This is a genomic window from Bacillus sp. sid0103 (assembly GCF_019219025.1).
On the sequence record NZ_JAHUWN010000014.1, the window covers coordinates 17917 to 32733 of the forward strand.

Sequence of the window (14817 nt, forward strand, 5' to 3'; positions counted from 1 at the left end):
GAATGGAGAATTACACAATGCATACAATGTGGAAGGGAAGTATCAGTTTTGGGCTCGTAAATATACCCATTAAACTTCATACGGCAACAGAGGACAAAGATATCAAGCTTCGAACCCTGCATAACAAATGTAATGCTCCGATTAAATATGAGAAAATCTGTTCTGTTTGTGAAGAAGAAGTGAAACCAGAGGATATCGTTAAAGCGTATGAGTATACAAAAGGGAAATTTGTTGTGCTAGACAATGAAGAACTTGAAAAGTTAAGAAAAGAAAACGAAGACAAGGCAGTTGAAATAATTGATTTTGTAAAAATGGAACAAATCGATCCCATTTATTTCGATCGAAGTTATTATATGTCTCCTAGTGAGGGTGGAGGCAAAGCTTATTCATTGCTAAGAAAAGCATTAATGGAGTCACAAAAAGTAGGTCTTGCCAAAATTATCATTCGTTCTAAAGAGCAATTAGCAGTGATTCGTGTATACGATAATGTCTTAGTCATGGAAACCATTCATTATCCAGATGAAGTACGAAAAGCGGGCGATGTACCAAGTGTTCCTTCCGAGGATAAAGTGACGAAAAGGGAACTCGACACTGCCATCATGTTGATTGACCAATTGACAACAACATTTGACCCAGGAAAGTATACAGATGATTATAGAACTGCCCTGCTTGAGTTAATTGAATCGAAACGAAATGGACAAGAGATCGTATCCGCAGCTACGAAGGAAGTAGCTTCAAATGTCACAGACTTAATGGCAGCCCTACAGGCATCCATTGACCGGACAAAACCCCAAAAAACGGCTGCGCCAAGGAAGAAAACAGCACTACGAGTCAAAAAAGAAGCATGAGAAAAAGCATTGCTGCCACCGATTCGATTTTAGAATCGGTTTTTCTATAGTTCTTTCACCCCTCAATAATGCATAGTTTTTATAAATATAACTTATGGGGGAGATAGAGTGGCTTACAATGTGCTCATGATTGCTGATCCAGGTATTGATGATTCTTTTGCCATCATGTATGCCTTACTACATCCCAAAATAAACCTCGTCGGCATTGTCAGTGGTTATGGTAATACCCCGAAAGAGAAATCAGTAAAAAACACCGCCTATCTGTTAACATTAGCCCGTAGATCCGATATTCCAATTATAGCCGGTGCAGCTGGTCCCTTATCTGGTCAACCAATCCGGTATTACCCAGAAATTCATGGCGAAGAAGGGTTAGGACCCATAAAGCCACCCGATACAATCAAGAATGTAAAGGTTTATGATATTAACAAAATCATTGAAATTGTTACGCAATATAAAGGGGATATTGTCATTGTATCTGTGGGAAGATTGACTGAGTTAGCGTTAATGTTTATCCTGTACGGGAATGATGCATTAAAGGGAGTAAACGCTTTTTATATTATGGGTGGAGCTTTTTTGGTCCCGGGGAATATTACCGCTGAGGCCGAAGCGAATTTTTATGTTGATCCAATTGCAGCACATATGGTTATGGAAAAAGCACATAATATTTATTTATATCCGCTAAATATAACCAATAAAGCAATCATCACACCCGATATAATTGACTTTCTTAGCAAAAACAGCCCGACACCTTTTCGACTATTATTAAAACCCGCATTTGATTATTACTTTAAAGCGTATCAGAAAAATGTCCCGGGTATTAATGGTGCTCCACTTCATGACGTGGTCCCGCTCATGGCGTTAACGGAGCCCGATTTGGTAAAATATATCCCAAGACGGGTCAGGGTAGAGGAATTTGGTAATGCCAAAGGAAAAAGTATTGCTGATTTTCGACCAAAACCAGATAAAGAACCCGTAGTTACGCTTGATTACATCGGTATGGAAGCTGATATCCAGAAATTTGTCGTCAATTTTATGGAAATATTTTTACAAGGTAATTTTAATAAAGAATAATGAAACTCACTTACAGGGTTTCATTATTCTGTCCAACCTCCAACAAGTATGGTAGTCTATTAAAAAACTGAAATATTTTCTCTTCATTTCCTAGTTTTTGAAATTTTATTGACGGTTTGGCAAAAATCGGTTAAAATAAAGGTACGCTTTTAAGTAAATTCAATAATATTGGTTTTGGTAGTCGTAACTGCACGAACTTGTGGGTGATGTCTATTACCCAAACGTGTCAGTACGTCTTTTTTATTTTTCTTAATTGTAAAATAAATTAAAAGTGAACAACTATTTTGGGGGTTATTTCATGAACAACGGTAAAGTTAAATGGTTTAATGCAGAAAAAGGTTTTGGATTTATCGAAGCAGATGGCGGTCAAGATGTATTTGTTCACTTTTCAGCAATTCAAACAGAAGGCTTCAAAACTTTAGAAGAAGGCCAAACAGTTTCTTTCGAAATCGTTGAAGGCGCTCGTGGACCACAAGCAGCTAACGTTAAAACAGTTTAATTCTATTAAAATAAAAAGGTGATGCACGGGATTTAGCATCACCTTTTTATCTATAATATTCATAAATAAATAAAGTACTAGTTTCAATGGCAATGGGAAACTGCTAAATGATGTATATTGATATTTTCCATATTATTTAGCTAACAAACAAAATAGTAAAAACAGTCATGCACTAATCATAAGGGGTGATCGTTTTGGCGTTTGGTAGAAAAAATGATGAGGAAATCAAATTAGAAGAAACGAAAATTTGGGTTTGTAATTCTGACACTTGTAAATGTTGGGTACGCGACAATTTTAAAAGTACAGATGTACCATTATGCCCGATTTGTAAAAGTGAAATGAGTTTAACAACAAAAGAATTACAAGTAATTCACAACCATAGTAAAAACTTTATGTAATAAATGAGAAGCAGGGAGTGATTATCACTCCCTGCTTTTTATGATTCCTTTGCGTGTTCTTTACAATAGGCTAGGACAAGGGCTTCTTCATCCTCTTCAAGAGCAAAGTCTAGAACTTTCTCATTCTCCTGTTCATAAAGATAAGAGTTGGTAATTTTCTCGCCTTTTTCGTCACTAACGAATATAGCTCTTAGACCAATTCCTTTTTCTGAATAAAGCTCATCTTCTTCATCTACCTCAAGTTCTAAGAAAAACTCATAACGGTCACCTGATAATAAACCGAATGGATCTTCTAATTTTTCAACGGTGTGCCCTGTAATGTTCAAACGTATCATCCTCTTCAAAGTATTCATCCATACTATTATACACATTTTTAATTGAACAAGAAAAAATTGAATCGCGATTAATATTTTTCTCGAATATTGTTATTTCCCCATTTTAATTTCATACCATTTTGAAATTGTGAATAATTTATAAAGAGGGTTACTATATCCTGAATGGTTAAGTCTCTATCAATAAGTGTACATGCAAAAACGCCAGAAATCTCTGGCGTTTTTTATATTAAGAAAACCACGATAATTCATCGTTGTTTTTGAAAGAATATGTATGGAGGAGAAGATGAGATTCGAACTCACGCAACGGTTACCCGTCCTAACGCATTTCGAGTGCGCCCCCTTATAACCACTTGGGTACTTCTCCATATTATTTCATAGAGCAGGTGAGGCAATCGATCCCCCGCCGTCAGCTTGGGAAGCTGAAATTCTACCATTAAACCACACCCGCATACATCGTTTATATCCATACATATTATACCATGATAATTTCCAAGTTTGCAGAAAAAATTTTTTGTATTATGGGCTTTGATTTATTTGTAGTTATTCGAAAAGTTCAAAAAACGCTCAAAAACGTTCAAATGGTGAATGTTTTTGAAAGAAAATGATTGATATTTGCAATCGTTTTCAGTAAAATGTAATTAATAATAAAAAATCTAGGTGGTGATGACATGTTAACACCAGAACGTCATCGAATTATTCTGCAATTATTAAAAGAGAAAAATGTAGTTAAAATTAATGAAATTATGGAGTTAACCGAGTCTTCTGAGTCAACAATTCGCCGAGATCTCTCGCAATTAGAGGACCAAAAGTTTTTAAAGAGAATCCACGGCGGTGCCTCAAGATTACAGGGGAAACTTCAAGAGCCGAGTATGATTGAGAAATCGTCCAAAAACCTTCAGGAAAAACGATTGATTGCACAATATGCAGCTAGTTTGGTGGATGAAGGTGATTGCATCTATCTTGATGCTGGATCAACTGTTATTGAAATGATTGAATTCTTGCCGTTTAAGGAAATAGTTGTTGTTACGAACGGCTTAATGCATTTAAAACCATTATTAGATAAAGGCATCTCCACCTATTTAATTGGTGGTAAGGCGAAATCTAATACCAATGCTTTCATTGGAAGGGGAGCCTTAGCAGGATTAGACCTGTACCGATTTGATAAATGTTTTATGGGTGTGAATGGCATTCATCCACAATTTGGCTTTACGACGCCAGATCAGGAGGAAGCCATGGTGAAGCAAAAGGCAATTTCTCTTTCAAGAGAGACATATGTATTAGCGGATAATACAAAATTTGCTGAAATCTCATTTGCGAAAATTGCCGAAATTCATGAAGCAGCGATTATCACGAATGAATTAGAGGACGAAACACAGAAGCAATACTTAAATAGAACTACAATAAAGGTTGTGACAGCATGATTTATACATTAACGTTAAACCCCTCTGTTGACTATATCGTTAAACTAGAGTCCTTTCAGTTGGGTGAGTTAAACCGAACAGTCGATGAAGCAAAATTTCCAGGTGGTAAAGGAATCAATGTATCAAGGGTTTTAAACCAATTTGGCACGCGCAGTAAAGCGCTGGGATTTGTTGGTGGTTTTACTGGAGCATACATCGAGCAATATCTTCAAAATGAAAAGATAGATTCAGATTTTGTTCAGGTCGAAGAAGATACACGGATTAATGTAAAACTCAAAACAGGTCAAGAATCCGAAATTAATGCAAAAGGACCGACAATCACGGAAGAAAATTTTGCCCTGTTAAAACAAAAAATCATGCAATTAGGTGCAGATGATTTATTGGTTCTAGCTGGAAGTATTCCAAGCAGTTTACCCAAAACAACATATGAGGACCTGGTCAAGATTTGCAGTGAAAGTAATGCACAATTTGTTGTGGATGCAGAAGGTGATTTGTTAAAAAAAGTCCTTCCCTATCAACCCTTATTAATCAAACCTAATCATCACGAATTAGGAGAATTATTTGAAACGACCATTACAAACGCTGAAGAAGTAATCCCATTCGGGAAGAGGCTTGTAGAGATGGGTGCAAAAAATGTTATCGTTTCACTAGCTGGCGCTGGAGCGGTATTGATTAATAGTGAAACAACCCTTTTGGCTGAGGTTCCAAAAGGAGAAGTGAAAAACTCAGTAGGAGCAGGGGATTCCATGGTCGCAGGCTTCTTAGCAGCCTACGTGGAAACAAGTAATATTGAAGAAGCTTTTCGCTTTAGTGTGGCATCGGGAAGTGCAACAGCCTTTTCACTTGGTTTATGTACCAAGGAAAAAGTAGAAGGACTTCTTCCACAAGTTCATATAAAAGAGATCCGATAAGGGAGAGAAAGCCATGAAAATTACTGAATTGTTATCTAAAAATACGATTCTTTTAAATATTGAAGGCAATCAAAAAGAAGCAACGATTGATCAGCTTGTTGATGTCCTTTATAATGCGGGGAAAATATCAGACAGTGCTGAATTTAAAGGAGCCATTTTAAAGCGTGAAGAGCAAAGTACAACAGGTATAGGAGATGGCATCGCCATCCCGCATGCTAAAACAAAAGTAGTCAAAGAAGCAGCCATTGTCTTTGGTAAATCAGCTGCAGGTGTTAATTATGAATCATTGGATGGAAAACCAGCACATTTATTTTTTATGATTGCTGCCCCAGATGGTGCGAATAATACACATTTAGAGGCATTAGCACGGCTCTCTGGATTGTTAATGAAAGCGGAAGTTCGTTACGAGCTATTAAAGGCGACTACTCCTGAAGAAATCCTTGAAACTATTAACCGCTATGATAAAGAAGAAAAACAGGAAACGGTAACAACAGAAACTAAGAAGAATTTAATTGTAGCTGTAACAGGGTGTCCAACGGGTATCGCCCACACCTATATGGCAGCTGATTCTTTAAAAGCCAAAGCAGCCGAAATGGGTGTAGATATTAAGGTTGAGACTAATGGCTCAGGCGGAGCAAAAAATGTCCTGACCAAAGAGGAAATTGAAAATGCAGCAGCAGTCATTATTGCTGCAGATATCAATGTCGAGATGGAAAGGTTTAAGGGTAAGCATGTGATTCAAGCAGCGGTAGCTGAAGGAATTCGTCGTCCCGAACAATTAATTGACAAAGCGGTAAAACAGGATGCCCCAATTTTCAAGGGTCAGAACGGCCAAAGTGAAAAAGCAGCGGATCAAAAAGGATCTCGTAATGGATTTTACAAGCACCTAATGAATGGTGTTTCAAATATGCTTCCCTTTGTTGTTGGCGGTGGGATATTAATTGCAATTAGCTTTATGTTCGGATATAACTCTGCTAATCCAGACGACCCATCCTACAATCCTATTGCGGCAGTAATCAAGGCCATCGGCGGTGATAATGCATTTGCATTAATTGTTCCTGTACTTGCAGGATTTATTGCTCTCAGTATTGCAGACCGTCCAGGTTTCGCTCCAGGTATGGTAGGAGGGATGATGGCGGCACATGGCGGGGCCGGATTCCTTGGTGGTTTGATTGCTGGTTTTCTAGCAGGTTACATTGTTTTATTGTTAAAGAAAATTTTTGCAGGGCTTCCACGTTCTCTCGAAGGAATAAAAAGCATCTTAATTTATCCTCTTTTAGGAATAGCGATTACAGGATTTTTGATGCATTATGTCGTAAATAATCCAGTTGCATGGATAAACAAGGAAATTGCTGAGTGGTTAACAGGTCTTGGAACAGGTAATGCCGTTTTGTTAGGTGTTGTACTAGGACTTATGATGTCCTTTGATATGGGTGGTCCTGTAAACAAGGCTGCCTATGTATTTGGAACAGGGTTACTAGCAAGTGGTGTATATGGGCCTATGGCAGCAATTATGGCTGCAGGTATGGTTCCACCGTTAGCGATTGCTCTTGCGACGACATTCTTTAAAAATAAATTTAATGAACAAGACAGAGATGCAGGAAAGGCATGTTATGTCATGGGCTTATCCTTCATTACAGAAGGTGCGATCCCATTTGCTGCAGCTGATCCATTACGCGTCATTCCTTCTGTTATGGCTGGTTCTGCCATCGCAGGTGCACTATCGATGGCATTCGGAATTGGTCTCCGTGCCCCACACGGCGGAATATTTGTTGTACCATTGGTTGAAAATAGCGCCTTACTTTATGCGCTTGCCATTTTAGTGGGTTCGGTTGTTTCAGCATTATTAATTGGATTTCTAAAAAAACCAGTGAAATAAAAGATCAAAATGAAGAGCTGAGGGTATTCCTCAGCTCTTTTGGCCTTGTGCATTAGGCTTAATAGCTATTAATGCGGTAAGTGCGGCTAGAATACTTAGACTGCCAAAGAGTATAAAAATCCAGTGGGTAGCCTGCTTTAATAATAGAGCAATAATCGGAGGCCCTGCAGCAACTCCAATAAACCTCATCGAACTGTAAATAGAAGTAATGGTGCCTCTTTCCTCCTTTTCTACACCCTCAGTAATCAAGGCGTCAAGACAAGGAAGCCCTAAACCGATACCTACTCCACTTATTAGAAACATGGTAATCACATACCAAAGCTTTATCGAAAACCACAGGGCTCCAATCGATAGCGCTGTAGCAATTAATCCACCAAATGTAATCCATTTCATTAGAACTTTATTTTTCTTAATCACTTTTCCACTGATAAACGAAGATAAACAAAGAGCACCAAGTGGAAGGGCTAGAAAGAATCCTTTTTTGATATCCTTAATGCCATATTCTTTTTCAAAAAGTTCGGATAGGTAAAACAAAATTCCAAAAAGGACAAACATAAAGATTCCACCAATAAAAAAGATGGCGTAAAGCCAACGACCCTTTTCAGTAAAGGTTTTCTTCACATTGATGAAAAAAGCTTTAAATGGAATTGGTTTTTCAGTTGATTTTGGACTTTTGACCAGAAACAAAATCATCAAAACAGAAATGGCACAAAATACTGGAAATGAAAAAAAAGGCATAAACCAAATGAATCCTGCAAGAAAAGCCCCTAATATAGGGCTTAATACCTTTCCGAAGGTATTTGATGTTTCAATTAGACCCAAACAACAGCTAACATCATCCTCATTTTTAAACATATCTCCAACCAAGGGCATAACGATTGGTGCGGCTCCAGCTGCTCCAACCCCCTGAAGGGCTCTCCCGGCTAAAATAATCCAATAGGAATCATCCATTTTCCATGAAGCAAATCCTGAAATCAGCCCGCCAATACCAGCGATGACGAGACTTGGGATAATGACTTTTTTTCGACCAATATGGTCTGATAAGTATCCTGCAACAGGTATTAAGAAAATAGCAACAATCGAATAAACGGTAATAACCATACTGGTTTGAAACGAAGATATCGATAACTTTTTTTCCATTGAAGGTAGAACTGGTATTAACATCGAATTACCCAACGTCATGACTAGTGGAATGGAAGACAGTGAGATGATTGCCCACTTCTGATTAGCTATTTCATTAGACCGCTTTTGTCCCGCTGCCGATTGTTTCTTTTTCGCAGCCTTTGGATTTTGGCTTAAATGTTCAATATGCTCCATTAATCTTCAATCCCGCCTTCGTTATTTGCTACTATTACTATTCGCTTATTCACTTTAAAAAACCCTTTTCGGAACATCCTTTAAATGGAATTAATAAATAAGATAGTGATTTGTAAACTAGGAGGAGGAAAGTAAATTTTCGAACTAATTTGAAATTTTCTAAATCTTTACCCTTGACTTCAGCTTGAAATTTGCGTAGGATATAAATCAAAGTTAAATAATTAACTCGTTGAACAAGAGGAGTACACTGATTTATTTCTTCCAAGAGAGTCGGGGTAGGTGGGAGCCCGATAAGAAAGGATTTGTGGAATGGACTTGTGAGAGGCATCTTGAATCTAAGTAGGGATGCACGGGTCTCCACCGTTAAAAGGATAGGATATCGAACAGATTGTTCCGTATCTGAAGAGGAAGCAGGTTGATCAACTGCTTCAAACAGAGGTGGCACCACGACCATAGAATCGTCCTCTATATGCGCAAATTTTTTGCGCATATAGAGGACGATTTTTTTTTATTTAGAAGGGAGTCCTAATATGAAAACTAAAAGTGATTATTTCATAAAGGAAATCAAAGGAGACACGCTTACACCAATCTCCATCTTAAAAAAGATAAACGGGAACAAGAAATTCCTACTTGAGAGTTCACATAAGTACAATGATTCTGGTCGATATTCCTTTATTGGTGCAGATCCAGCCTTTGAACTCATATCGAAGGGGGACAGGAATGAGATTCATAAGCGGAATGGTGAAAAAGAAGTTTTAACCGGTAACCCCCTAGAAGTGTTAAAAAAACTTATCCCGCCAATGGGCTTTGAAAAGTATCCCTTTCCGTTTATTGGAGGCGCAGTCGGATATGTAGGCTATGACATTATCAGGCAGTATGAAGTGATTGGAGAGGAATATCCAAACGGTATGGAAATGCCGGATGTACATTTAATGTTTTATGAAGAAGTCATTGTCTTTGATCACCTTGAAGAAAAGGTCTTGATATGTGGTTGTCCTTTAACGGAGGAGAGCGACAACGCTGTAATTGAAAAAAGAATTAATCGCAGGATAGAAGAGCTCAAGCAGCCTACTTTTTACTCAACAGAAGAGCCCTTTGATTTTACAGGTTTTGACTCTGAAATAACAAAAGAAACCTTTATCAAAAATGTAGAAATTGCGAAGGAACATATTTTAGCAGGTGATATTTTTCAAGTGGTCCTTTCTAGAAGGATGAAATCCACATTTAACGGAGATCCATTATCACTTTATCGCAAGCACCGAGCTAATAATCCCACTCCGTATATGTTTTATATCGATTTTGACGCTTATACAGTTATTGGATCGTCTCCTGAAAGCCTAATTAAGACAAGAGCACACACAGTGATTTCAAACCCAATCGCTGGGACAAAAAAACGAGGGAGAACTAATGAAGAAGATTTGTTGATTGAACAAGACTTGAAAAATGATGAGAAGGAATTAGCAGAGCATAAGATGCTTGTCGATCTTGGTCGAAATGATCTCGGGAAAATCTGCGAATTTGGTTCCGTCAGGGTGGATAAGTATATGGCTGTTGAAAAATACAGGCATGTGATGCATCTAGTCTCTGAAGTAAGCGGCCATTTAAATTCTGATAAAACAGCAATCGATGCCCTCGCTTCCTGTCTTCCTGCTGGGACTGTATCAGGAGCTCCAAAGGTGCGAGCGATGGAGATTATTAACACTTTGGAAAAATCAAAACGAGGCTTATATTCAGGTGCTGTTGGGTACATTTCCGCAGACGGAAATATGGATTTTGCTCTTGCCATTCGAACCATGATTTTAAAAGACGGTTCGGCCTATATTCAAGCAGGAGCAGGAATTGTGTATGACTCGAATCCAGAGTCCGAATATCAAGAGACCATAAACAAACTAAACTCTTTCTTGGAGGGTGAGAAATGATATTACTGATCGATAATTTTGATTCGTTCACATTCAACCTCTATCAATATTTAGGGGAAATAGGAGAACAAATTACCGTGTTTAGAAATAATCAGTTAAACATGGAGCAAATCAAAGAACTTAATCCTAAAGCGATTATTCTTTCTCCTGGGCCAGGAAAGCCGGAGGATGCCGGTATTTGCATCGAGTTAATTCAAACGTTTTTTAATAAAATCCCGATTTTAGGAATTTGTCTTGGTCATCAGGCCATTGGTGCTGCTTTCGGTGGAGAGATTCAAAGAGCAGCTTTAATCAAGCATGGAAAAACGTCGTTAATTACCCATCAGGGCACGGGTTTATTTCAAGATCTACCCAGCCCATTAGAGGTGATGCGGTATCATTCACTAATTATTGAAAAGTGCAGTATCCCAGATGAACTTGAATGTATCGCACATTCTGACGATGATCAGGAAATTATGGCGATAAAACATCGTCAATTTCCGGTTTTTGGTCTTCAATTTCATCCAGAGTCGATTGGTACTCCTTCAGGAAAACAAATCTTAAATAACTTTTTAAATGAGATAGAGAGGATGAAGAACCATGAAAAATTATTTACTCCAATTAGCTGACCGTGAATCCTTTTCGGAAAACCAGATGAAAGAAGCCGTTAGTTATATTTTGGGGGAAGAGGTTTCTGAATCTGAAATTGCTGCTTTTTTAATGGGCTTGAAATCAAAGGGAGAAACGGTCGATGAAATTACTGGGATTGTAAAAGCGATGAAAGCAAATACGCTGAAATTTAAAGAGAAATTTTCAGGTGTCCTTGATAATTGTGGGACGGGTGGAGACGGATCTTCTAGTTTTAATGTGAGTACGACTTCTGCTTTTGTTATCGCTGGAGCTGGAATTCCTGTTGCTAAGCATGGAAATCGAAGTGTTTCGAGTAAAACGGGCAGTGCCGATGTACTGGAATACTTAGGGATTAATTTAAATCTTTCTGCTGAAAGAACCGAAGAGATTCTGCAGGAAATCGGATTATCCTTCTTATTCGCACCAAACGTTCATCCTAAGTTAAAAAAAGTTATGACCGTCCGAAAACAATTGAAGATCCCAACTATTTTTAACTTTATCGGACCACTAACAAATCCAATTGAGTTGGACTATCAATTATTGGGTGTCTATCGGAGAGATTTATTGAATGTTTTTGCTGAAGTACTTTTGAAACTAGGACGCAAACGGGCCATTGTCATCAATGGAGCAGGTTTTATGGATGAGGCATCACTTCAGGGGGAAAACCATTTAACCATTTTAGAGAATGGGCTCATTACAAATCAGTCATTCTATCCAGAAGAAGTTAATCTCCAACAATATGATAATAGTTGTATCAAGGGTGGAGATTCCAAGGAAAATGCTGAAATATTAATCAATGTATTAAAAGGAGAAAAGGGTGCATACCGAGATACGGTATTACTTAATTCCGGACTTGGAATCTATACTGCTGGAAAAACATCCTCAATCGAGGAAGGTATACGCATGGCAAAAGAAATCATTGATTCTGGTGCTGCCTATGAAAAATTAACCACTCTGATTGAAAAATCTCAAGCAGCAGGTCAGAAAGAGGCGATATAAGTGACAACAATCTTAGATAAAATCATAGACCAAAAGAAAAAAGAAGTCATTATCCTCCGTGAAGGAAACCATCATGATGTTGTATTGAACCGTCCAAAAAGATCTTTTATTCAAAAGCTTAAAACAGCCGACCAAATCTCGATTATTTCAGAGTTTAAGCGGGCGTCGCCTTCAAAAGGTATCATTAATAACACAATCGAACCATCCTATCAGGCCGGATTGTATGAAGAATATGGAGCCAGTGCTATTTCTGTTCTAACCGATCAAACCTTTTTTAAGGGAGCTTTCTCAGACTTGAAAGCCGTAAGAAGCAAGGTGAACCTGCCAATACTTTGTAAAGATTTTATCATTGATGAGTTGCAAATAAATCTTGCTGCTTCGAATGGAGCGGATCTTATTTTACTTATCGCAGCTGCTTTAGACGATCATAGATTAGTTGAACTTTTTCAATATGCAAGGGAATTAGGGCTAGAGGTATTAGTGGAGGTTCATAATCAAAATGAATTGGAAAGTGCCCTTAAAACAGGTGCGAAGTTGATTGGAGTAAATAATCGCGACTTAAAGACATTTCACGTCTCACTTGAAGTAACAGAGACATTAGCTTCCATTGTAAAAAGTTCGGGTGCCTATCTGATAAGTGAGAGTGGAATCCATCATCAAGCAGATGTAGCACGGGTAAGAGATGCAGGAGCGAATGGGATATTAGTGGGAGAAGCATTGATGAAAAGTGCAGATGTGAAACAATCCTTTTTAGATTTTCAATTACCACTAAAAGAGGGTGTCAACAGATGAAAGTGAAAATCTGTGGTATCACTGATGTTGAAACTGGGGTTGCGGCGGCTCAATATGGTGCCGATGCGATCGGGTTTGTCTTTGCAGAAAGTAAACGCAGGGTATCCGTTACGAAGGCGCAAGAGATTATTGCACATTTGCCAAAAGATGTGTTAAAGGTCGGTGTTTTTGTGAATGAATCTAGAGATGAAATTGAAAAAATTGCTGCCACTGTAGGACTTACCCATATTCAATTACATGGAGATGAACCAGCATCTTTTTGCAAATCTTTTTCGTTGCCGGTGATCAAATCAATCAGTTTTCAAGGAAATGATAGGTTAGCGGCATTGACTGACTTTCCAAGCGACTTTATTTTACTCGACAGTCCTAAAGGAAAATACAGAGGTGGTAATGGAACGGTGTTTAATTGGAGTGAGGTTGATCTGCATTTGATTACTAAGCAAAAAATCATCTTAGCCGGCGGTTTGCATGCAGACAATGTGGCAGAAGCCATAAAAATCATCAGGCCCTTTATGGTCGACGTTAGCTCTGGGGTAGAAACTGATGGGAAAAAGGATGTAGGAAAGATTAAAACATTTATAGAAACAGCGAAAAGCACACTTGTAGGGAGGTAAAGGGAATGAACACATATACATTACCAAATGAGAAAGGCCACTTCGGCATTTTCGGAGGAAGATTTGTCCCTGAGACATTGATGAAAGCAGTAATTGAACTAGATGAAGCCTATGAAAGCGCGAAAAAGGATCCTTCCTTTCAAGCTGAGATACAAGAGTTGTTAAAAAACTATGTTGGAAGAGAAACTCCGCTGTACTATGCAGAAAATTTAACAAGATATGCGGGCGGAGCGCAGATTTTTCTAAAAAGAGAAGATTTAAATCATACAGGAGCCCATAAAATTAATAATGCAATTGGGCAGGCACTGCTTGCCGTCCGGATGGGAAAGAAAAAAATAGTCGCTGAAACAGGGGCAGGTCAGCATGGTGTTGCAACTGCTACAGTTTGTGCCCTATTAAATCTTGAATGTATCATATTTATGGGAGAAGAGGACATCAAAAGGCAGGCACTCAATGTTTTTAGAATGGAATTGCTGGGTGCAAAGGTTGTCAGTGTTACCTCCGGGAGTGCTACATTAAAAGATGCGGTAAACGAGGCGTTAAGATACTGGGTAGAACATGTGGATGATACCCACTATTTACTGGGATCGGCAATGGGGCCGCACCCATTTCCTCAAATGGTTAGAGATTTCCAAAGTGTGATTGGTAAGGAAACAAAACATCAATTTCAATTAAGCGAAGGGACCCTTCCAGATGCTGTGGTAGCCTGTATTGGCGGCGGGAGCAATGCGATCGGAATGTTCTATCCATTTATCGAGGATGAAGAGGTTAGTCTCTATGGTGTGGAAGCAGCAGGTCAGGGGGTTGATACAAAGTATCATGCGGCATCCTTAACAAAGGGGAGTCCAGGGGTGTTACATGGAGCACTTATGTACCTTTTACAAGACAAGGATGGTCAAATTCAAGAAGCACATTCCATCTCGGCGGGGCTGGATTATCCAGGTATTGGACCAGAGCATAGCTATTTACATGACATTGGCCGAGTAAAATATCACTCGATTACGGATAAAGAGGCATTAGATGCCTTCCAGCTTTTGTCTAAACTAGAGGGAATCATCCCCGCACTAGAGAGTGCACATGCAATCGCTTATGCAGTGAAGCTTGCCGCCGAATTGGAAAAATCACAAAAGATTGTTGTTTGCTTATCAGGACGGGGTGATAAAGATGTAGATACCGTGAAAAAACTTCTGAGAGAGGAGAGGTAA

15 protein-coding genes, 2 tRNA genes and 1 other annotated feature are annotated in these 14817 nt (G+C 38.6%); of the genes, 13 read left to right on the top strand and 4 right to left on the bottom strand.

Translation table 11 applies throughout. The annotated features are described in order from the left end of the window. Positions 1 to 17 precede the first annotated feature (17 nt). The 4 genes from ku to KW850_RS16245 all read left to right on the top strand — a co-directional run bounded on the left by ku (position 18) and on the right by KW850_RS16245 (position 2816). Positions 18 to 848 carry a non-homologous end joining protein Ku gene (gene ku / locus KW850_RS16230; protein WP_218348630.1) on the top strand — a complete coding sequence of 277 codons (831 nt, stop codon included), beginning with the start codon at positions 18 to 20 and terminating at the stop codon, positions 846 to 848. 108 nt (positions 849 to 956) lie between these two features. Further along, complete coding sequence (locus KW850_RS16235; RefSeq protein ID WP_308128817.1) at positions 957 to 1919, top strand: nucleoside hydrolase; 963 nt, start codon at positions 957 to 959, stop codon at positions 1917 to 1919. 298 nt (positions 1920 to 2217) lie between these two features. Next, positions 2218 to 2418 carry a cold-shock protein gene (locus KW850_RS16240; RefSeq protein WP_218348631.1) on the top strand — a complete coding sequence of 67 codons (201 nt, stop codon included), beginning with the start codon at positions 2218 to 2220 and terminating at the stop codon, positions 2416 to 2418. Positions 2419 to 2612: 194 nt separating this feature from the next. Further along, a complete protein-coding gene (locus KW850_RS16245; RefSeq protein ID WP_218348632.1) occupies positions 2613 to 2816 on the top strand; it encodes a cold-shock protein in 204 nt (67 codons plus the stop codon). Between the two features lie 38 nt (positions 2817 to 2854). On the opposite strand, the gene KW850_RS16250 is transcribed toward KW850_RS16245, so the two are convergent. From KW850_RS16250 to KW850_RS16260, 3 genes are all read right to left on the bottom strand, one after another. Further along, on the bottom strand, positions 2855 to 3151 hold the full coding sequence (locus KW850_RS16250; RefSeq protein ID WP_218348757.1) for a DUF6509 family protein: 297 nt from the start codon (positions 3149 to 3151) through the stop codon (positions 2855 to 2857). Positions 3152 to 3423: 272 nt separating this feature from the next. Then, a tRNA-Ser gene (locus KW850_RS16255) sits at positions 3424 to 3515 on the bottom strand. A gap of 14 nt (positions 3516 to 3529) precedes the next feature. Then, positions 3530 to 3599 (bottom strand) — tRNA-Gly (locus tag KW850_RS16260). 220 nt (positions 3600 to 3819) lie between these two features. Here KW850_RS16260 and KW850_RS16265 point away from each other — a divergent pair. The 3 genes from KW850_RS16265 to KW850_RS16275 are packed head-to-tail and all read left to right on the top strand — an operon-like array spanning position 3820 to position 7362. Beyond that, positions 3820 to 4572 carry a DeoR/GlpR family DNA-binding transcription regulator gene (locus KW850_RS16265; RefSeq protein WP_218348633.1) on the top strand — a complete coding sequence of 251 codons (753 nt, stop codon included), beginning with the start codon at positions 3820 to 3822 and terminating at the stop codon, positions 4570 to 4572. Next, positions 4569 to 5483 carry a 1-phosphofructokinase gene (gene pfkB / locus KW850_RS16270; protein WP_218348634.1) on the top strand — a complete coding sequence of 305 codons (915 nt, stop codon included), beginning with the start codon at positions 4569 to 4571 and terminating at the stop codon, positions 5481 to 5483. The genes KW850_RS16265 and pfkB overlap by 4 nt, the downstream gene beginning before the upstream one ends. A gap of 13 nt (positions 5484 to 5496) precedes the next feature. Then, positions 5497 to 7362 (top strand): PTS fructose transporter subunit IIABC, encoded by a 1866-nt coding sequence (locus KW850_RS16275; RefSeq protein ID WP_218348635.1) that lies wholly within the window; start codon positions 5497 to 5499, stop codon positions 7360 to 7362. A gap of 30 nt (positions 7363 to 7392) precedes the next feature. Here the strand turns inward: KW850_RS16275 and bcbE are convergent, their stop codons facing one another. Continuing rightward, positions 7393 to 8679 (bottom strand): bacillibactin exporter BcbE, encoded by a 1287-nt coding sequence (gene bcbE / locus KW850_RS16280; protein ID WP_218348636.1) that lies wholly within the window; start codon positions 8677 to 8679, stop codon positions 7393 to 7395. A gap of 220 nt (positions 8680 to 8899) precedes the next feature. Continuing rightward, positions 8900 to 9148 (top strand) — a binding site (T-box leader). A gap of 61 nt (positions 9149 to 9209) precedes the next feature. Here bcbE and trpE point away from each other — a divergent pair. From trpE to trpB, 6 genes are read left to right on the top strand one after another with little or no spacing between them, the layout of a single operon-like run. Next, positions 9210 to 10598 carry an anthranilate synthase component I gene (trpE, locus tag KW850_RS16285; RefSeq protein WP_218348637.1) on the top strand — a complete coding sequence of 463 codons (1389 nt, stop codon included), beginning with the start codon at positions 9210 to 9212 and terminating at the stop codon, positions 10596 to 10598. Beyond that, a complete protein-coding gene (locus KW850_RS16290) occupies positions 10595 to 11206 on the top strand; it encodes an anthranilate synthase component II (protein WP_218348638.1) in 612 nt (203 codons plus the stop codon). The genes trpE and KW850_RS16290 overlap by 4 nt, the downstream gene beginning before the upstream one ends. Further along, entirely contained in the window at positions 11178 to 12206 is a 1029-nt protein-coding gene (gene trpD, locus KW850_RS16295; protein ID WP_218348639.1) for an anthranilate phosphoribosyltransferase, read from the top strand. The genes KW850_RS16290 and trpD overlap by 29 nt, the downstream gene beginning before the upstream one ends. After that, entirely contained in the window at positions 12207 to 12998 is a 792-nt protein-coding gene (gene trpC, locus KW850_RS16300; protein ID WP_218348640.1) for an indole-3-glycerol phosphate synthase TrpC, read from the top strand. Continuing rightward, entirely contained in the window at positions 12995 to 13612 is a 618-nt protein-coding gene (locus KW850_RS16305) for a phosphoribosylanthranilate isomerase (RefSeq protein WP_218348641.1), read from the top strand. The genes trpC and KW850_RS16305 overlap by 4 nt, the downstream gene beginning before the upstream one ends. A 5-nt stretch (positions 13613 to 13617) precedes the next feature. Further along, complete coding sequence (gene trpB, locus KW850_RS16310) at positions 13618 to 14817, top strand: tryptophan synthase subunit beta (RefSeq protein WP_218348642.1); 1200 nt, start codon at positions 13618 to 13620, stop codon at positions 14815 to 14817.

What these genes read in the sequence shown, in the direction of transcription:
- ku (WP_218348630.1), top strand. Translation starts at nt 18, where the DNA reads ATGCATACAATGTGGAAGGGAAGTATCAGTTTTGGGCTCGTAAATATA.
- KW850_RS16240 (WP_218348631.1), top strand. Translation starts at nt 2,218, where the DNA reads ATGAACAACGGTAAAGTTAAATGGTTTAATGCAGAAAAAGGTTTTGGA.
- KW850_RS16250 (WP_218348757.1), bottom strand. Translation starts at nt 3,151, where the DNA reads ATGATACGTTTGAACATTACAGGGCACACCGTTGAAAAATTAGAAGAT.
- KW850_RS16265 (WP_218348633.1), top strand. Translation starts at nt 3,820, where the DNA reads ATGTTAACACCAGAACGTCATCGAATTATTCTGCAATTATTAAAAGAG.
- pfkB (WP_218348634.1), top strand. Translation starts at nt 4,569, where the DNA reads ATGATTTATACATTAACGTTAAACCCCTCTGTTGACTATATCGTTAAA.
- KW850_RS16275 (WP_218348635.1), top strand. Translation starts at nt 5,497, where the DNA reads ATGAAAATTACTGAATTGTTATCTAAAAATACGATTCTTTTAAATATT.
- bcbE (WP_218348636.1), bottom strand. Translation starts at nt 8,679, where the DNA reads ATGGAGCATATTGAACATTTAAGCCAAAATCCAAAGGCTGCGAAAAAG.
- trpE (WP_218348637.1), top strand. Translation starts at nt 9,210, where the DNA reads ATGAAAACTAAAAGTGATTATTTCATAAAGGAAATCAAAGGAGACACG.
- KW850_RS16290 (WP_218348638.1), top strand. Translation starts at nt 10,595, where the DNA reads ATGATATTACTGATCGATAATTTTGATTCGTTCACATTCAACCTCTAT.
- trpD (WP_218348639.1), top strand. Translation starts at nt 11,178, where the DNA reads ATGAAAAATTATTTACTCCAATTAGCTGACCGTGAATCCTTTTCGGAA.
- KW850_RS16305 (WP_218348641.1), top strand. Translation starts at nt 12,995, where the DNA reads ATGAAAGTGAAAATCTGTGGTATCACTGATGTTGAAACTGGGGTTGCG.
- trpB (WP_218348642.1), top strand. Translation starts at nt 13,618, where the DNA reads ATGAACACATATACATTACCAAATGAGAAAGGCCACTTCGGCATTTTC.